The 17,607-nt window shown below is 32.6% G+C and carries 17 protein-coding genes and 1 tRNA gene; 10 read left to right on the top strand and 8 right to left on the bottom strand.

Translation table 11 applies throughout. The features are described from left to right. Positions 1–31 precede the first annotated feature (31 nt). From FLAK523_RS03840 to FLAK523_RS03850, 3 genes are read right to left on the bottom strand one after another with little or no spacing between them, the layout of a single operon-like run. Complete coding sequence (locus FLAK523_RS03840) at positions 32–1,519, bottom strand: GH3 auxin-responsive promoter family protein (RefSeq protein WP_248906706.1); 1,488 nt, start codon at positions 1,517–1,519, stop codon at positions 32–34. Then, positions 1,520–1,867 (bottom strand): SdpI family protein, encoded by a 348-nt coding sequence (locus tag FLAK523_RS03845; protein ID WP_248906708.1) that lies wholly within the window; start codon positions 1,865–1,867, stop codon positions 1,520–1,522. 2 nt (positions 1,868–1,869) lie between these two features. Next, on the bottom strand, positions 1,870–2,361 hold the full coding sequence (locus tag FLAK523_RS03850) for a peptidase (RefSeq protein WP_248906710.1): 492 nt from the start codon (positions 2,359–2,361) through the stop codon (positions 1,870–1,872). A 192-nt stretch (positions 2,362–2,553) separates the two neighbouring features. Between FLAK523_RS03850 and FLAK523_RS03855 the strand changes: the two genes are divergently transcribed. Continuing rightward, positions 2,554–2,760 carry a twin-arginine translocase TatA/TatE family subunit gene (locus FLAK523_RS03855; protein ID WP_248906712.1) on the top strand — a complete coding sequence of 69 codons (207 nt, stop codon included), beginning with the start codon at positions 2,554–2,556 and terminating at the stop codon, positions 2,758–2,760. A gap of 36 nt (positions 2,761–2,796) precedes the next feature. Here the strand turns inward: FLAK523_RS03855 and FLAK523_RS03860 are convergent, their stop codons facing one another. Continuing rightward, complete coding sequence (locus tag FLAK523_RS03860; RefSeq protein ID WP_248906714.1) at positions 2,797–4,920, bottom strand: Tex family protein; 2,124 nt, start codon at positions 4,918–4,920, stop codon at positions 2,797–2,799. A gap of 54 nt (positions 4,921–4,974) precedes the next feature. Between FLAK523_RS03860 and FLAK523_RS03865 the strand changes: the two genes are divergently transcribed. Continuing rightward, on the top strand, positions 4,975–5,238 hold the full coding sequence (locus FLAK523_RS03865; RefSeq protein WP_248906716.1) for a DUF1294 domain-containing protein: 264 nt from the start codon (positions 4,975–4,977) through the stop codon (positions 5,236–5,238). Between the two features lie 79 nt (positions 5,239–5,317). On the opposite strand, the gene rpiB is transcribed toward FLAK523_RS03865, so the two are convergent. Together rpiB and FLAK523_RS03875 are read right to left on the bottom strand one after the other, a co-directional pair. Beyond that, the gene (gene rpiB, locus FLAK523_RS03870) at positions 5,318–5,746 is read right to left on the bottom strand and encodes a ribose 5-phosphate isomerase B (protein ID WP_248906718.1); all 429 of its coding nucleotides are present in this window, start codon (positions 5,744–5,746) and stop codon (positions 5,318–5,320) included. A gap of 693 nt (positions 5,747–6,439) precedes the next feature. Next, positions 6,440–6,679: a DUF2007 domain-containing protein gene (locus FLAK523_RS03875; RefSeq protein ID WP_248906720.1), complete on the bottom strand. Its 240-nt coding sequence runs from the start codon at positions 6,677–6,679 to the stop codon at positions 6,440–6,442. Between the two features lie 118 nt (positions 6,680–6,797). Here FLAK523_RS03875 and rnr point away from each other — a divergent pair, with 118 nt between their 5' ends. The 5 genes from rnr to istB all read left to right on the top strand — a co-directional run bounded on the left by rnr (position 6,798) and on the right by istB (position 13,299). Beyond that, positions 6,798–8,975, top strand: coding sequence for a ribonuclease R (gene rnr, locus FLAK523_RS03880; protein ID WP_248906722.1), 2,178 nt, complete (start codon positions 6,798–6,800; stop codon positions 8,973–8,975). 17 nt (positions 8,976–8,992) lie between these two features. Next, complete coding sequence (locus FLAK523_RS03885; protein ID WP_248906724.1) at positions 8,993–9,661, top strand: head GIN domain-containing protein; 669 nt, start codon at positions 8,993–8,995, stop codon at positions 9,659–9,661. Between the two features lie 38 nt (positions 9,662–9,699). Continuing rightward, positions 9,700–10,380 (top strand): LysE family translocator, encoded by a 681-nt coding sequence (locus FLAK523_RS03890; protein ID WP_248906726.1) that lies wholly within the window; start codon positions 9,700–9,702, stop codon positions 10,378–10,380. A 596-nt stretch (positions 10,381–10,976) separates the two neighbouring features. Beyond that, entirely contained in the window at positions 10,977–12,542 is a 1,566-nt protein-coding gene (gene istA, locus FLAK523_RS03895; RefSeq protein WP_248906728.1) for an IS21 family transposase, read from the top strand. A gap of 25 nt (positions 12,543–12,567) precedes the next feature. After that, positions 12,568–13,299: an IS21-like element helper ATPase IstB gene (istB, locus tag FLAK523_RS03900; protein ID WP_248906730.1), complete on the top strand. Its 732-nt coding sequence runs from the start codon at positions 12,568–12,570 to the stop codon at positions 13,297–13,299. Between the two features lie 487 nt (positions 13,300–13,786). Here istB and FLAK523_RS03905 read toward each other — a convergent pair. Both FLAK523_RS03905 and folB read right to left on the bottom strand, forming a co-directional pair. Continuing rightward, positions 13,787–13,857, bottom strand: a tRNA-Cys gene (locus FLAK523_RS03905). A gap of 127 nt (positions 13,858–13,984) precedes the next feature. Then, on the bottom strand, positions 13,985–14,344 hold the full coding sequence (gene folB / locus FLAK523_RS03910; RefSeq protein ID WP_248906731.1) for a dihydroneopterin aldolase: 360 nt from the start codon (positions 14,342–14,344) through the stop codon (positions 13,985–13,987). A 147-nt stretch (positions 14,345–14,491) separates the two neighbouring features. On the opposite strand from folB, the gene FLAK523_RS03915 reads away from it, so the two are divergent. From FLAK523_RS03915 to FLAK523_RS03925, 3 genes are all read left to right on the top strand, one after another. Beyond that, complete coding sequence (locus FLAK523_RS03915) at positions 14,492–16,597, top strand: glutamine--tRNA ligase/YqeY domain fusion protein (protein WP_248906734.1); 2,106 nt, start codon at positions 14,492–14,494, stop codon at positions 16,595–16,597. Between the two features lie 288 nt (positions 16,598–16,885). Then, positions 16,886–17,215, top strand: coding sequence for a YtxH domain-containing protein (locus tag FLAK523_RS03920; RefSeq protein WP_248906736.1), 330 nt, complete (start codon positions 16,886–16,888; stop codon positions 17,213–17,215). A 41-nt stretch (positions 17,216–17,256) separates the two neighbouring features. Continuing rightward, positions 17,257–17,607, top strand: a complete 351-nt coding sequence (locus tag FLAK523_RS03925; protein WP_248906738.1) for a competence protein — start codon at positions 17,257–17,259, stop codon at positions 17,605–17,607.

The raw sequence follows: 17,607 nt of genomic DNA on the forward strand, positions 1-17,607 counted from the left end.
TCAATTTTCTTACAAGCAAATGTAATTCTTTTTATTTCTTGTTTAATAGATCCACTATAGCTCTATCATTAGATAGTCTCGGGATTTTATTTTGTCCGCCCAATTTTCCTATGGATTTCATGTAATCCTGAAAACCATTTTTAGCCACTTTTGTAATTACCACTTTTCTCAAGATGTTCCCAACGATCAAATCGTCGTAATACATGTTTTGTTTTCGCATCGCGTTGTCTATCGCTTCCGCAAATGCGGCACTGTCGTCCGGTTCGTTTTCAAATTCAATGAACCATTCGTGATAGGGCAATCCGCTGGCAGGTGAAATTTGTGGCGCAACAGTAAACTCATTCACTCGAGCATTTGTACCTATCATCGCTTCCTGTAAAGCGCTTTCCACTTCTTTACCAATTACATGTTCCCCAAAAGCAGAAATAAAATGTTTGATTCTACCGGAAACTATCACTCTATAGGGTTTCAACGAAGTAAACTGAACTGTGTCTCCAATATTATACCCCCAAAGTCCGGCATTAGTGGAAATTATTAAAACATAATTCACTCCCATTTCAACTTCGCCAATGGTATATCGTCTAGGTTTATCCGTATAAAATTCATCACTTTTTACAAATTCGTAAAAAATACCCGCGTTCAATAAAAGCAACATTCCCTTTTCTTTTTGGGAATCTTGGTATGCAAAAAATCCCTCCGAAGCTGGGAAAAGTTCGATACTGTCGACTTTTCGACCTATTAAATTTTCGAATTTCGCTCTATAAGGTTCGTAATTCACTCCTCCATATATGAACAAATTGAAATTCTTGAAAATTTCACCTACGTTCTTCCCGCCTTTTTGCTGCAAGCGTTCAAAGTACATTTGTACCCAAGAAGGAATTCCAGAAATCACTGTCATGTTTTTATCGAATGTTTCTTCGACAATGGCATCAATCTTAGTTTCCCAGTCTTCAATGCAATTTGTTTCTAACGATGGCATTCGGTTTTTTTGTAAATATTTTGGAACAAAATGAGCCACAATTCCTGACAATCGTCCAAATTGTATTCCGTGTTTTTCTTCTAATATTGGACTTCCCTGCAGGAATATCATCTTACCATCCACAAAGTCTGAATTTCCAGTTTCGTGTATGTAATGTAAAATGGCGTTTCTAGCCGCTTCAATATGATACGGCATTGATTCCTTAGTTAAGGGAATGTATTTGGCACCGGAAGTAGTTCCAGACGTTTTGGCAAAATACAAAGGTTTCCCTTTCCATAAGATGTTGGCTTCTCCTTTTACCACTTTTTCGATATAAGGCTTCAAATCTTCGTAATCCCGAATCGGAACCTGATTTGCAAAATCTTCTGTGGTTTTTATTTTTGCAAAATGATGGTCAACACCAAATTCAGTGTTTTTGGCATCTTTGATTAATTGGGCAAAAACAGCTTTTTGGGTCGCAATTGGATTACTGGCCCAGGCTAGAGTTTTCGCATATATTTTTTTGGCAAATAGTTTTGCCGAGACTGATTTTATGGACATTTATTTTGAAAATTTATTTTTTAATTCTTTTTCGGTACTAACAATAACATAAGCAACTGAAATTATTATGGCAATTAAACCTCCTATTGTAAATATTTCTTTTTCCAAGATAATTCTTGAACCTATTATTGAAAATAAAATCAAAAACACCCCTGCTTGAATTAGTTTTACTGAAGAGTACTTTTGTGAGTATTTCCATTTCTCAGGGGAACTCATAGAATTTGAAGTTCTGTATCCGTAAAGGTAATTTATCTTTTTTGGCGGAAAGAAATACGTTATAATTCCTGCGATCAAAAATATTATCCCCGAAACAATGGCGGGATTGATATATTCGTTAATTGTTTCCATCCTTATTTTTTATTGCTTTTTTTATCTTTCTTGACTTCTTTATCGACTTCTTTCCTTAATTCCAGTTCTTCCTCTGAAGGGGTTAATTTCCCGTGAGGAACCACTTCTTCTGTAGAGGCCATTATGGAATCTTTATTGAATTTTGCATATTCTAATTCTCCATTTAGCACTTTTTGAATGGATTGAATATAGGCTTCGTTTTTCTTTAAAGCTAACGTTAAAGAATCTGATTTTAAAGCTAATACTGTAGCGTCTTTTTTTAATTTAGAGGAAGAATAACCCGGTATAAACTCTCTTAGAGGTGTAAAAGCAATAATTAAAGTGGTGATTGAAATTAGAATAATAGCCCCTATTGACGCTACCACAAATACGTTCATCATTGTCAGTTTTAAAGAAAAAGTTTCTTCAAAAGTATCTTCATTAAGTATTATTAAACGCCTTTTGTTGAATAGATTTTCCTTGAGTTTTTTTCTTTTTAATCTTTTCTCGGACATAAAATTTGATTATTTAACAAATATAACAATTTAACTTAATAATTGTATCGGCTGGCCTATATCCCTTTTAATCTATTGATTGAAATTGTTTTAATATTTATTTAACTTTATTGAAACCAAATAATTGCCTATAAATAGAATCTTATTAAGTTATTCTTTTTACCTTTGTACCTTATTCTAAAAATTAGAAAGATGAATTTTTTAACTATAACATTAGCTCTAATGCCCGGCGGATCAGAGTGGATATTAATTATTGCAGTTGTTTTATTACTTTTTGGAGGTAAAAAAATTCCAGAATTAATGAAAGGATTGGGAAGCGGAATTAAAGAATTTAAAAATGCCGCCAAAACTGAAGAGTCAGCTGATAAAAAAGAAGAAAGCGAAAGCGAAAAAAAATAAAAAAAGTCCCGAAATTTCGGGACTTTTTTTATAGGTTTAAATTATCATCGTCAACTGAATTCGTTTTCGATCCTCATCCACTTCCGTGACTTTTACCTGAACGTGTTGGTGTAACTTCACCACTTCGTTTACGTCGCTTACAAAACCTGCTTTTAGCTGTGAGATGTGAACCAAACCACTTTCTTTCACTCCGATATCCACAAAACAACCAAAATTAGTGATGTTATTCACAATCCCCGGCAAAATCATTCCTGATTTTACGTCTTTTATCGTTTTTACGTTGGGATCAAATTCAAATACTTTGGCTGATTTTCTTGGATCCAATCCCGGTTTTTCCAGTTCTTTAATAATATCTTTCAATCCCAATAAACCAATTTCTGCAGTGATGTAATTCTCCGGTTTTATCAAAGCCGTTTTTTCTTTATTGGCAATCAAATCATTGACGGTTAATTTTAAATCTTTAGCCATTTTCTCCACAATTCCATACGCTTCAGGATGTACGGCTGAATTATCCAAAGGATTTTTCGCATTAGCTATTCGAATAAAAGCAACCCCTTGTTGATAGGCTTTTTCTCCAAGTCTTGGTACTTTTTTTAATTGTTTTCTATTTTCAAAAGGACCGTTTTCTGAGCGATAATTAACAATGTTTTCGGCCAGCTTCTCTCCTATTCCACTCACATAACTCAACAAATGTTTACTTGCGGTGTTGATGTTTATCCCTACCGAATTTACGCAACGAATTACCGTATTATCCAGTTCTTCTTTCAGTTTGGTTTGGTCAACATCGTGTTGGTATTGGCCTACGCCAATGGCTTTCGGGTCGATTTTAACCAATTCGGCCAAAGGATCACTCAATCGTCTCCCAATAGATACTGATCCACGAACGGTTACATCATAATCCGGAAACTCCTCACGGGCAATTTTAGAAGCTGAATAAACCGAAGCTCCAGCCTCGGAAACGATGAAAACTTGCACGGGTTTGTCAAAAGCTATTTTCTTGATAAAGAATTCGGTTTCTCTTGAAGCGGTTCCGTTTCCTATTGAAATAGCATCTATTTTATACGAATTCACCATCGAACGGATTTTTTTCATCGCCATTGCCTCCTCTTTTTGAGGAGCGTGTGGATATATGGTTTCGTTGTACAACAAATCCCCTTTTTCATCCAAACAAACGATTTTACAACCCGATCTAAAACCAGGATCAATAGCCAAAATTCTTTTTTCTCCTAATGGCGGCGCTAATAAAAGTTGTCCCAGATTATTGGCGAAAACCTGAATCGAATTGGCATCCGCTTTTGCTTTGGCTTCTTGCAAAGCTTCATTGGAAATTGCTGGATTCAGCAATCTTTTATAACTGTCTTCAATGGCCAGTTGAACGTGTGGCGTGGTTTTATTTTGACCTTTTAAAACTAATTCGTCTATAATTGAATAGGCATCATCAATGTCAACTTCGACTTTAAATTTAATAAAACCTTCGTTTTCAGCACGAAGCATCGCTAATAATCGGTGAGATGGCGCTTTAGTCAACGGTTCTGACCAATCAAAATATTGATTGAATTTTTGTGCTCCTTCTTCGTCTTTTTTAGTTTTTACAACCTTAGTGGTTATGGTAGCTTTTCGTTCGAATAAACGTCTTAATTGTTTTCGAACATAGATGTTTTCATTAATCCATTCGGCAATAATATCACGCGCCCCTTGCAAAGCCGCTTCTTCATTTTCTACATTTTCATTCAAATATTGAGTGGAAATAAAATCGACATCATCATTATTTTGCGCCATAATGATTTTAGCTAAAGGCTCTAATCCTTTCTCGCGTGCCATATCGGCTTTTGTTTTTTTCTTCTTTTTATAAGGAAGGTAGAAATCCTCCAGTTCCTGTAAATCAAAACTTTTATCAATTTTAGCAAATAAACCTTCGTTCATAGCGCCTTGCTCTGTAATCGATTTTAAAATCGCTTCTTTGCGTTTTACTATAACTTCATATTCTTTTTGAAGTTTGGCTATATTTTCAATCTGCACTTCATCAAGATTTCCGGTTGTATCTTTTCGATAACGGGAAATAAAGGGAATGGTACAGTCTTCTTGTAAAAGCGCTACCGTTTTTTGAATATTAATCGCTGCCGTAGCAACAATTTTTGAGATGAATTGTATGTTAGTCATTTTACTTTTTTTCGAACAGCTAAAATAATATCTTTGAACCTTAAATTGAGTTAAATGACTGTTTTATTCTACTGTATTTTGATTATAAATAGTTTTGCCTTTGTATTAACCGGTTATGATAAGCGACTGGCAATAAAAAATAAAAGAAGAGTATCTGAGAAAACGCTTTTAAGTATTGTGGCTTTCGGAGGTACTGTTGGAGCCGGAATTGCAATGGGACTTTTTAGACATAAAACAGCTAAAAGATCTTTTTTATTTAAGTATTTCGGAATCCTGTTAATTCAAGTTTTGTTACTTTATTATTATTGTAAGCTCTAAAATAAAAATAAAAAAGCCGAATTTAAAAATTCGGCTTGATTAATATTATAAGGTGCTAAGCACCCAAAAAAATTTATCGTTAACAATAAATCTTATCAATTCTATTTTGATGTCTTCCTCCTTCAAAATTAGTATCTAAAAAAGTCTCAACCATTTCTACTGCTTGATGAATAGAAGTAAAACGTCCAGGGACGCATATAATATTAGCATCATTATGCTGACGTGATAATGCAGCTATTTCTTTATTCCAACATAGAGCGGCACGCACTTTTTGGTATTTGTTTGCTGTCATGGCAATTCCGTTTCCGCTTCCGCAAATTAAAACTCCAAAATCAACATTTCCATGTGCTACATCTTTTGCAACTGCATGGCCAAAATCAGGATAATCCACACTGTCGCTTGAATCTGTACCGTAATTAGTAACCTCATGTCCTTTTGCTTTAAGCATTTCAACAATGGCTTTTTTGTAATCTGGACCAGCGTGATCGTTTCCTATTGCTATTTTCATTATATATATATTAAGTTGTGTGGTGCAAATTTACCAAAAGATTATTAAAATTTATATTATAGATGATTTTGTTTATTGGATATAAAAAAAGTTTTTATAATTATATATGGATATGTGTGTTTAAGTGCCACATTACTAATAAACTAGTAGTTATTAACAATTCTTAATAATATATAAAACACTGTAAATCAATACGTTTTCAATAATTAAAATGTTAAAATTTTACATTGTTAATAACCAAACTTAAATCCTTGAAAATCAAGGAAACGTATGTTGATGAAAAATGTTGATAACTTGAGATAGAAAATAAGAAGTTTATTTTGGTGTTTATTAAAAAAAATGTAATCCAAAACCCATATTTATAAACCTAATAAAGTTTGATGAATTTTTAGAATAGTTATCAATACTCAAAAACAGTTTATCAACATAAATTTTAAAAATACTTATTTACAATTTGGTTAGTTTTTAGTTTATCAACCATTGTTAATTAAAACTTAAAAACACTTTAAAACTAGAACTTTAGATAAATATAACATTGTTGATAACTCAGAATAACATCCTTAAACTTGATATCATAGCATTTCTAAATAAATTTATTGCCACTATTAACACACTATAATAACCATAAATTAATTAATTAAATTTAAATTTTCTTTTTGTTGTATTATATATATGTTGACAACTTTGAAAAATTTAAACGATTTTTAAATTGTTATCGTACTTCATTTCCTGAAGAATAGTTTTGACACTCAAAAAATCATTAGGATGAATTTTAAGTTTAATTCCTCCAAGAGCGTTTGAGTACATTGGAACAATCGATGACATCATTTCATTCTCAAAAAAGTATTTCAATCCTTCTTGATCTAAACGATGTTTAAGAATTTCTATTTCATGAATGTAATCAAAAATAGCAATGGTGATAAATGCTTCCATTTTTGTTGTTTTTATAAAGATACAACTATTCTTGAAAGTTATTTTTTCTTTAAAACTGGGAGCTATTTTCTTATAACTGTTAACTATTTCGTAATTTTCGACTTTTAAGAAACGATTTATGAGTAAAAGATTAAGAAAGCCGGTAAAAAAAGAGATAGATTTCTCTGAAAAAATTATAAAAATATTATCGCAAAGTGCTAATAAAGCATTCAATTATAAACAAATAGTAGCAAAGCTTGACCTTGATGATACACAAAGTAGAAATCAAATTATCAAAGATTTAAAGATAATGGCTGCTGCAAAATTAATTATAGAATCAGAACCAGGGAAGTATTTAATTAAAGCCGAAAGTAAAGAATATTACGAAGGTAAAATTGATATGACAGGGCGAAGAACTGCTTACTTTGTTTGTAGTGAATTAGATGAAGATGTCTTTATTCCAACAAATAATTTAAACCATGCACTAGATAAAGATATCGTAAAAGTGTATGTTTATAACAAACGAAAAGGGAAAAAACCAGAAGGTGAGGTTATTGAAGTTATCGAAAGAAACAAAACTGATTTTGTGGGAGTAATTGATATTCAAAAGAATTTCTCTTTTGTATCTACTGCCAATCCAAAAATGTATACCGATATTTTTATCCCAAAAGATAAAATAGGGGAGGCGGAACAAGGAGATGTAGTTTTAGTTCATATCGAAGACTGGCCTGCTAGAGCGGATAGCCCTTTTGGTAAAGTAATAAAAGTACTAGGAAAACCAGGAGAACACGATACAGAGATTCATGCTATTTTAGCCGAATATGGTTTGCCATCAGAGTTTCCTATTGAAGTGGAAACCTATGCTCAAAAAATAGATACTTCTATAGATGAGACTGAGATTGCGAAACGTCGTGATATGCGGGATACACTAACTTTTACAATCGATCCAAAAGATGCTAAAGATTTTGATGATGCATTATCATTTAAAATATTAGAAAATGGAAATTACGAAATAGGTATTCATATTGCCGATGTTTCCCATTATCTTGAAGAAGGAACCATCCTTGATGATGAAGCGTATCAAAGAGCAACATCAGTATATTTAGTGGATAGGGTAGTACCTATGTTACCTGAGGTGTTATCTAATTTCGCATGTTCTTTGCGTCCAAATGAAGAAAAGTATACATTCTCGGCTGTTTTTGAAATTTCACAAAAAGCCGAAGTTGTTAACCAATGGTTTGGTAGAACTGTTATTTATTCTGATCAACGATTTGCGTATGAAGAAGCACAATACATTATTGAAACCAAAGATGATGTAATTCCTGAGGAAATTTCAATAACAAATTCATCTTATAAAGTATCAGAGAATATTGTAAATGCTACTTTAAAACTAGATGAGTTAGCTAAAATTCTTAGAAAAAGAAGAATGGCTGAAGGTGCTATTTCATTTGATAAAGTAGAAGTAAAATTCAATTTAAATCAAGAAGGAGAACCTGAAGGTGTTTATTTTAAAATATCAAAAGATGCCAATCATTTGATTGAAGAGTTTATGCTTTTAGCTAATAAAAAAGTGGCTGAATACATTGGAAAACAAAAGAAAACTTTCATTTATAGAATTCACGATGAACCAAATGAAGATAAACTGTTTGCTATGCAAGCTGTTATTGCAAAATTTGGACATAAAATTGATTTCAAACAAGGTTCTATTTCCCAGGCTTTAAATAAGTTAATGGCAGATGTTAATGGAACTAAAGAACAAAATCTTATTGATACTCTAGCTATTAGAAGTATGAGTAAAGCCAAGTATTCTACCGATAATATAGGTCATTACGGATTGGCTTTTGATTATTATTCTCATTTTACTTCCCCTATTCGTCGTTATCCTGACGTTATGGTACACCGTTTGCTACAGTTTTATTTAGACGGAGGTAAATCAGTAGATGAAGAAACTTATGAAGTAAAATGTTTGCACTCTTCCACAATGGAAGGTTTAGCTACAAATGCTGAAAGAGATTCTATCAAATACATGCAAGTAAAATACATGCAAGATCATCAGGATCAAGAGTTTTTAGGTGTAATTTCTGGAGTTACCGAATGGGGTATCTATGTAGAAATTATTGAAAACAAATGTGAAGGAATGGTGCGTATTCGTGATATAAAAGACGATTATTACACATTTGATGAAAAGCAATATGCACTAGTTGGAGCAACTTCTAGCAAGTTGTTACAATTAGGGGATGAAATCTTCGTTAAGGTTAAAACTGCCGATTTAGTTAAAAAACAATTGGATTTTAACTTTATAAGAAGAATGGAATAATCAATAAATTATAGAATATGAAAAAGATAATGATACTAGCATTGGCTTTTGTTACTCAAGTAACATTTGCCCAAGTGACTAAAAATATAGGTGATTTTAATCAAGTTAAAGTTTATGATAAACTGAACGTAAAATTGATTTCATCATCTGAAAACAAAGTAATTATAACAGGGGAGAGGGAAGATGAAGTAGAGTTTGTTAATAAAAATGGGGAATTAAAAATTAGAATGCCTTTTCCTAAACTTTTATCCGGTACTGATATTTCTATTAAGTTATATTATAAAAACATAGAAAGTATTTCCGCTAGTGAAGGATCTCTTGTTTCCAGTGAAGATGTTTTTAAACAAACTATTATGGATTTGAATTCTAGAGAAGGTTCAGAGATTAATCTACAATTAGATGTTCAAAAAGTAAATGTAAAAGCAGTAACTGGTGGAAAAGTGGTGTTATCAGGAAAAGCGATAAACCAAGATGTAGTGATAATGTCAGGTGGAGTTTTAGAATCAAGAGATTTACATAGCTCACAAACCACAATAACTGTTTCTGCGGGAGGAAATGCTGAAATATATGCTACTACTCTTGTTGACGCAAAAGTTAAAGCAGGAGGCTTTATTTATGTTTATGGTAATCCAAAACAGATCAATAAAGAAACATTACTTGGTGGAAAAATTATTGAGAAAAATTAATCTTTTACCGATTTCACAAAAACAAATTTTGATTATTCATGATTAACGATATTTTATCCGGAATTCCCTGGGGAATTTTCTTGAGTTTTATGATAGGTCCTGTTTTTTTTATTTTACTTGAAACTAGTATTATAAAAGGATTTAGAGCTGCATTTGTATTTGATTTAGGAGTTGTATTAGGAGACATTGTATTTATTGCTATTGCTTATTTAGGGAGTTATAGATTAATTCAAAGTTTAAAAGACAAGCCGGCTCTTTTTATTTTTGGAGGAATACTGATGTTATCTTATGGTTTAATTTCTTTTATCAGTTTACGGAAAGAGAAAAAAGTTGATACTAAAGCAATTGACCGGGAAATAATAAAGAAAGACTACTTAAGTCTTTTTATTAAAGGTTTTTTTTTAAATATTATCAACATTGGAGTTCTTGGGTTTTGGTTGGCTGTTATTATTTCTGTAGGGCCAAAACTAGAAATGCAAAGCTCCAGAATGATAACTTTCTTTACAACTGTTATTGTAACTTATCTAATTATTGATTCTATTAAAATTGTATTGGCTAAGCAGTTAAAAACTAAAATGACTCCTTCTAATATTCTTAAAATTAAAAAAATAATTAGTGTTGTTTTAATGGTTTTTGGATTGGTTTTAATTACTCAGGGTTGGTTTCCAAACGAAAAAGAAATGGTCAAAAGAGCTTTCGAAAAAATAGAAAAAAAATAATTATAAAGATTTCTAAACCTCTCTATTCGAGAGGTTTTTTTATGCTTTTTTTCTTCGAAGGTCATCGAATAAACAAGCAGATTCGAACCTACATTTATCTAAGGTTTATTAATATTTAATATAATAATACGTCTTAATTTCTTAGAAGGTTATCGAATAATAGAGCAGATGTGAACATTCCTTTACTTAATTTTCTTAAAAATTAAATATAAAAATAACTTTCAAATTTCTTTTAAGGTTATTGAAGTAACGAGCAGATTCGAACATTCCTTTACCTAATTTTTATTACAAATTAAGTATAAAAAAACACCTTCAAATTTCTTTTAAGGTTATTGGATATTCCGCTGCAAAGGTCGCCACGATTCCGCTACAAAGTACGCCACCCATTCCGCTACAAAGGTCGCCACGATTCCGCTGGAAAGGTCGCCACTTATTCCGGAGCAAAGTACGCCACTTTACTCTTGGTTTAACACTTTTAACGGACTGACATTCCGGCACAAAGGTCGCCACCTATCCCGGGTCCATTATCTCACTAAGTAGAGATTTAACCGCCAATTACTATAAGTTTGGTTTATAATCAAAAAACCACTTGCAGTATGGCAAATAAACTACTTAGTATGATTAAGATAAGACAGATACTTTTATTCTTAGAACGTAGTGTTTCACAGCGTTCTATAGAAAAGGAAGTGAAAATTTCTAGAAAAACAATCGCACTGTATTTGCAAAAATTTGCGCAAACTGGAGTTGATTTTAAAGAATTATTAAAGCGTTCCGATCAGGAGCTTGAGCAAATACTTGGGCTTATAAAGCCTGTTGTGGTAGACGATACTGACCCTCGGAAAGATCATTTTAACAATCTGAGTGGGTATTTTAATAAGGAACTCAATCGAACCGGTGTTACGCGTCTACTGCTTTGGGAAGAATATATTAAAGAATATCCATCAGGATTTCAGTATTCCAGGTTCTGTGAACTTTTACAGGATCAGGAGAAGGTTAACAATGCGGTGATGCATTTCGTCCATACCCCTGCAAAGCTACTCGAAGTAGACTTTGCGGGTGATATGCTTCACTATGTAGATACTTCAACAGGAGAACTAATTGCGTGCCCGGTATATGTTGCAGTGCTTCCTTTTAGTGGTTATGGTTATGTAGAGGCTTTACCGGATGCAAAATTACCTCAAGTGGTTAAAGCTTTGAACCATACTATTGCGTACTTTGGAGGGGTTCCCCTGACTGTTAAATCGGACAACATGAGGCAATGGGTGTCAAAAAGTTGTAAATATGAACCTGTATTTACTGATATGCTCGAGCAATGGGCAAACCACAATAATATCGCTCTGCTGGCAGCTCGTCCCTATAAACCAAAAGATAAACCCTCTGTTGAAAATAATGTAAAGATCACCTATAGGCGCATTTATGCCACTCTGCGTAACGATACTTTTCATAGTCTTTCTGAACTTAACAAGGCCATTAGAGAGAAACTCGATAGTCATCATCAGTTGAACTTTCAGAAGAAAGTATTCAGTAGACTTGAGTTGTTTGAAAGCCAAGAGAAAATAGCACTACAACCCTTGCCAGAATCCCCATACAGTATCAGACATTACACCAAGGCAAAGGTGCAAAAGCATTACCATGTGCTTGTGGGTGAAGACTGGCACTTTTACTCTGTTCCATACCGCTACATTGGAAAAGAGGTACGCATTTCTTATGATCAAGACATCGTAGAGATCTATTCTGATGGACAAAGAATTGCTGTGCATACTAGGAATTATACCAGCCATGGCTATACCAGTACTAGGGAACATATGCCCGAAAGACACCAGGCCATAAGTAATCAACGTGGATGGAGCCCTGAATACTATCTCAAAAAAGCCGAAGAAAATGGACCGTATAGTTTTGAATTCTTCAAAAAAGTAATGGACAGTAAACTGATAATCGACCAGTCCTATACCGCTTGTTTGGGTCTGCTGAGATTAATGAATTCGTATGGCAGTATCCGAATGGAGGCTGCATGTAAGCGGGGTTTAAGAGGTAACAAAATCAGCTATGGTGTCATTAAAAATATCCTGGAAAACAATATGGATTTACTCGAAGAAGAGGCTCCTGCTGAATTCCGTATCCCTGACCACAAAAACCTCAGAGGCCCTGAAGCCTATAATTAAACAACTTAAATAAATCCTAATAGAAATGAATACACAAAACACATTAGAACAGCTTAAAGGTCTTAAATTAACGGGCATGGCCAAAAGGTATGAAGCCGCACTATCACTTCCTGTACATGAAATAGAGGATGTCCATTCTTTGATTGCTATGATTACTCAGGCAGAAGTAGAATACAGAGAGTACACCAGAACACAAAAGTATCTAAAGGTTAGTAAACTGCGTTACCATGCATTACCAGAAGATATAATCTGTAATGCAGAAAGAGGCATTACACGAGAACAGGTATTAAGACTTTCTGATGGCATGTTTATAGAAAAAGGCGAAAACGTTCTGATAACTGGTGCCACTGGTTGTGGTAAATCTTTTATGGCCTGCGCCTTAGGGCGCAGTGCTTGTTTGCTTGGTTACCGTACTCAGTACTTTAGTATGAATAAGTTCATGGATGCCGTGACCCAAGCAAGGCTCGATGGTTCGTATCTGAAATGGATTAGGGGTATCTCTGCAAATAAGCTGCTGATCCTAGATGACTTTGGGTTGAAAGCCCTGAACAATGACGCAAGGATTGCATTGCTTGATATTCTCGAAGATAGATATGGTTTAGGGTCAACTATGATTACTTCACAGTTACCCGTGGACACTTGGTACAACTTCATTGAGGAGCCAACTCTGGCCGACGCTATTATGGACAGATTGTCAGCTTCGGCACACAGAATAGCACTAACAGGCAAATCTTTGAGAACTAAAAAAAATCATTAACTTTGAAAAATATCATCTTTACTTAGTGATGATAAAGGACGGTTTGACTGGCGTACTTTACTCCGGAATAAATGGCGACCTTTAGCGCGGAATGGTGGCGTACTTTCGTCGGAATATCTAGTTATTGAAGTAACGAGCAGATTCGAACATTCCTTTACCTAATTTTTATTAAAAATTAAACATTAAAAAAATCTTCAAATTCCTTTTAAGGTTATTGAAGTTACGAGCAGATTCGAACATTCCTTTACCTAATTTTTTCTAAAAATTAAACTTAAAAAGACTCTACAAATTTCTTTTAAGGTTATCGAAGTTACGAGCAGATTCGAACATTCCTTTACCTAATTTTTTCTAAAAATTAAACTTAAAAAGACTCTACAAATTTCTTTTAAGGTTATCGAAGTTACGAGCAGTTTCGAACATTCCTTTACCTAATTTTTAATAAAAATTAAACATAAAAAAAACCTTCAAATTTCTTTGAAGGTTTTAGAGGCATCGAGCAGATTCGAACTGCTGTAGGAGCTTTTGCAGAGCCCAGCCTAGCCACTCGGCCACGACGCCCATTGTTGAATGGATGGCAAAAGTAGGTAAAAAGTTTAAAAATTTAATACTAAATCTTGAAAAATTTTAAAAAACTTTTGTTTCATCCTTTCTGAATTAGTTTAAATTCTCTTGGCTTCACTCTAATTTATGATCTGTATTCTTCCAGTTCTATAGTAACTGCTTCTACATCACCACCAATAGGAGGATTCAATTTAGAAACACCCAAAAGTATTCTTGATACCGATGCTATTTCATTAAATATTCTACTTATAATTCTATGACCCACATGTTCTAATAAATTAGCACGAATTGCCATTTCTTCCACTACAATCTTATTTAATAACACATAATCTACTGTATCATTCAAATCATCTGATAGGCAAGATTTCCTTAAATCAGTCTTGATTTCTAAATCTACGGAGTAATCCGAACCTATTTTTCCTTCTTCAATCAAACATCCATGATAGGAGTAGGTTCTTATATTTTTTAGTTTTATAGTGCTCATTTTGCTGTTATTTTAAAAATTGTTTTTCCTTTATTCGATAAAAGTACGAAGTTATTTAAGTTTTATCCATATATAGTTAAATTACCAAAACATCAATTAACTAATTAACGAACTATTTTGGTAACTTTGCTCTTTTAATATACAAACATGTCAACTGAAGAAAAATCACTCCATTTTATAGAACAAATCATTGAAGAAAATTTAGCTAACGGTTTTCCTAAGGAGAATCTACGTTTTCGTTTTCCACCAGAACCTAATGGGTATTTACACATAGGTCATGCTAAATCAATTTGTTTGCAATTTGGTTTAGGATTGCGTTATAACGCCCCTGTAAATTTACGTTTTGATGATACTAATCCTGCTAAAGAAGAGCAAGAATATGTTGATGCCATCAAGGATGATTTGCTATGGTTAGGTTTTAATTGGGCCGAAGAACGCTACGCTTCTGATTACTTTCAGCAATTGTATGATTGGGCTGTTGCTATGATAAAAAACGGTAAAGCATATATAGATAGTCAGTCTTCTGAAGATATGGCTATTCAAAAAGGGACACCTACACAACCCGGAGTTGATGGTCCTTATAGAAACCGTTCAATTGAAGAGAATCTTACTTTATTCGAAGGAATGAAAAACGGTGATTTTCCGGAAGGAAGTCATGTTTTAAGAGCAAAAATTGACATGAAATCAACTAATATGTTGATGCGTGATCCATTGATGTATAGAATTTTACACCGTCATCATCATAGAACAGGAAATGATTGGAAAATCTATCCTATGTATGATTATGCGCATGGTGAAAGTGATTATATAGAACAAATATCACATTCTATTTGTACGCTAGAATTTGTAATGCATAAGGAATTATACAACTGGTTTTTAGATCAAATTGCTGATGTTTCTAAAGTAAGACCACATCAATATGAATTTGCTCGTTTGAATCTTAATTATACTGTAATGAGCAAGCGTAAATTATTACAACTTGTTCAGGATAAAATTGTTAATGGCTGGGACGATCCTAGAATGCCAACTATTTCGGGTTTACGCAGACGTGGTTATACAGCTAATTCTATTCGTAAATTTTGTGAAATTATAGGTGTTGCAAAACGTGAGAATGTGATTGATGTATCACTTTTAGAATTTTGTTTACGGGAAGATTTAAACAAAACAGCGCCTAGAGTCATGGCTGTTTTAGATCCAGTAAAATTAGTAATTACGAATTATCCTTCTAGAAAAGAAGAATGGTTTGATGCCGAAAATAATCAGGAAGATGAGGCAGCAGGTTTTAGAAAAGTACCTTTTTCAGGTGAATTATATATTGAGAGAGAAGATTTTTTAGAAGTTGCTCCAGCTAAATTTTTCCGTTTGAGTATTGGTAATGAAGTTCGTCTTAAAAATGGGTACATCATTAAAGGTGAAAGTGTTACTAAGGATAAAAATGGCGTAATTACTGAAATTCAAGTAACATATGATGAAGACAGCCGAAGCGGAAGCGGGAGTGAAGCTTCACAAAGAAAAGTTGCTGGTACCTTACACTGGGTTTCTATTCCTCATGCTTTAGAGGTGGAAGTTCGTATGTACGACCGCTTGTTTATTGATGAAGCTCCGGATACTCATAAAGAGAAAAATTTCCTTGAATTTATGAATACTTCTTCACTTGAAACCGTAAAAGGGTATGTGGAACCAAGTTTAACTACTATTCAACCTGGCGACAAATTCCAATTTCAACGTTTGGGTTATTTTAATGTTGATAAAGATTCAACTACCTCTAAATTAGTGTTTAACAAGACAGTTGGTTTAAAAGATGCTTGGGAAGAAAAAGGAAAAAAAGAAGCTAATTTATTGATGAATACCCAAAAAGAAATCAATAAATATGTAAAAGAGAAAGATGAAAACAACGCTGCTGTATTATTAAATAGCATTGTTGATAACATAGAGAGTATTGACAATTTCAGTTTATTAACTCAAACTGTTGTCAAGAATGTCAAGAATGACAATAACTCATTATTGTTTGCTAATTTGATTTTACTAAATTCTGATAAAATTTCATCTAAGGATATCGAAAAAGATCCTTTATTGAAATTATATGGAATGTCATTGAAAAGTCAGTTGGCGTCTGTTCGAATTTTAGCCATTCAAAATATTTTAAGTGATATTCAGAATAGTGTAGATTTTAAAACTCAACTCTCAGATTTAAAAAATTTAGAGAAAAATGAAAAAGTACTTGAAATTTTAAATTACTTTTATCCAGTATAGTTTTTACCAATTGAAAGCGTCTTTTATAAGGCGCTTTTTTTATTATTGTATTTTACTATTACTTATTGAATTATTATAATATTTTTCGATTATAATCGACCTTCATATATTGAATTTAATTAATTAAAAAACATTATTTGTATTCATATGTGTTTTGGTGTTTTTGTGTCCAGAAACAGCTTTATATGCGTTTTTACCGCATTTATTTTCAATTTAACTGCTTATTAACAACAAGATGTTAATAAATATTGTATCTTTAGAATAATATTAACAATAATCATAAAATTTATGTCAAGTAATACAGGGAATACATTATTAGCTCTTTTAACTGGAGCGGCTATTGGAGCAGGAGTAGGAATTTTGTTTGCTCCGGATAAAGGTTCAAAAACTAGAGTAAAAATTAAAGACGGATATAAAGTAGCAAAAAAAGATTTGAAATTTAAAATTGACGACGTATCATCAGATTTGAAAAGTAAAATGAAAATAGCAAAATTAGACCTGGAAGAAACCTATGATGATATGCTTTGTAATATGAGTGTAAAAACAGAAGAGGTTATTACTTTTTTGGAAGCTAAACTAGCAGACTTAAAAACACAAAACGCAAAACTTCAAAAATAAATTATTTTTCAAATTACTATTGATAACTTAAAAATCAAAATATGGCTTTTGAAGAATTAAAAGAAAACGCTGAAGACATTCAAGAACAAGCAAAAGCTTATATTGAAACTAATGTTGCTTTTTTAAAATTATGGGGTTTCAAGATGATTATGAAATCCACAACAACAATATTGAAATTTATTTTAATACTTTCCTTTTTTTTAATTTTTATTTTATTTCTTTCAATTGCAGGAGCTTATGCATTAGCTGATATTTTAGACAGTTTTGCATTAGGTTTTCTTATTGTTGCTGGAATTTATTTGGTTTTAATAATTTTAATTTACATTTTTAAAAATAAAATAATTGAAAAACCGTTTTTAAAGAAATTTTCCGATATCTATTTTAATGACTAA

This window comes from Flavobacterium sp. K5-23, assembly GCF_023278045.1.
In the GTDB taxonomy this organism is placed as follows: domain Bacteria; phylum Bacteroidota; class Bacteroidia; order Flavobacteriales; family Flavobacteriaceae; genus Flavobacterium.

What these genes read in the sequence shown, in the direction of transcription:
- FLAK523_RS03890 (WP_248906726.1), top strand. Translation starts at nt 9,700, where the DNA reads ATGATTAACGATATTTTATCCGGAATTCCCTGGGGAATTTTCTTGAGT.
- FLAK523_RS03865 (WP_248906716.1), top strand. Translation starts at nt 4,975, where the DNA reads ATGACTGTTTTATTCTACTGTATTTTGATTATAAATAGTTTTGCCTTT.
- FLAK523_RS03920 (WP_248906736.1), top strand. Translation starts at nt 16,886, where the DNA reads ATGTCAAGTAATACAGGGAATACATTATTAGCTCTTTTAACTGGAGCG.
- FLAK523_RS03840 (WP_248906706.1), bottom strand. Translation starts at nt 1,519, where the DNA reads ATGTCCATAAAATCAGTCTCGGCAAAACTATTTGCCAAAAAAATATAT.
- FLAK523_RS03875 (WP_248906720.1), bottom strand. Translation starts at nt 6,679, where the DNA reads ATGGAAGCATTTATCACCATTGCTATTTTTGATTACATTCATGAAATA.
- rnr (WP_248906722.1), top strand. Translation starts at nt 6,798, where the DNA reads ATGAGTAAAAGATTAAGAAAGCCGGTAAAAAAAGAGATAGATTTCTCT.
- istB (WP_248906730.1), top strand. Translation starts at nt 12,568, where the DNA reads ATGAATACACAAAACACATTAGAACAGCTTAAAGGTCTTAAATTAACG.
- FLAK523_RS03845 (WP_248906708.1), bottom strand. Translation starts at nt 1,867, where the DNA reads ATGGAAACAATTAACGAATATATCAATCCCGCCATTGTTTCGGGGATA.
- FLAK523_RS03855 (WP_248906712.1), top strand. Translation starts at nt 2,554, where the DNA reads ATGAATTTTTTAACTATAACATTAGCTCTAATGCCCGGCGGATCAGAG.
- istA (WP_248906728.1), top strand. Translation starts at nt 10,977, where the DNA reads ATGGCAAATAAACTACTTAGTATGATTAAGATAAGACAGATACTTTTA.
- FLAK523_RS03885 (WP_248906724.1), top strand. Translation starts at nt 8,993, where the DNA reads ATGAAAAAGATAATGATACTAGCATTGGCTTTTGTTACTCAAGTAACA.
- FLAK523_RS03925 (WP_248906738.1), top strand. Translation starts at nt 17,257, where the DNA reads ATGGCTTTTGAAGAATTAAAAGAAAACGCTGAAGACATTCAAGAACAA.
- rpiB (WP_248906718.1), bottom strand. Translation starts at nt 5,746, where the DNA reads ATGAAAATAGCAATAGGAAACGATCACGCTGGTCCAGATTACAAAAAA.
- folB (WP_248906731.1), bottom strand. Translation starts at nt 14,344, where the DNA reads ATGAGCACTATAAAACTAAAAAATATAAGAACCTACTCCTATCATGGA.
- FLAK523_RS03850 (WP_248906710.1), bottom strand. Translation starts at nt 2,361, where the DNA reads ATGTCCGAGAAAAGATTAAAAAGAAAAAAACTCAAGGAAAATCTATTC.
- FLAK523_RS03860 (WP_248906714.1), bottom strand. Translation starts at nt 4,920, where the DNA reads ATGACTAACATACAATTCATCTCAAAAATTGTTGCTACGGCAGCGATT.
- FLAK523_RS03915 (WP_248906734.1), top strand. Translation starts at nt 14,492, where the DNA reads ATGTCAACTGAAGAAAAATCACTCCATTTTATAGAACAAATCATTGAA.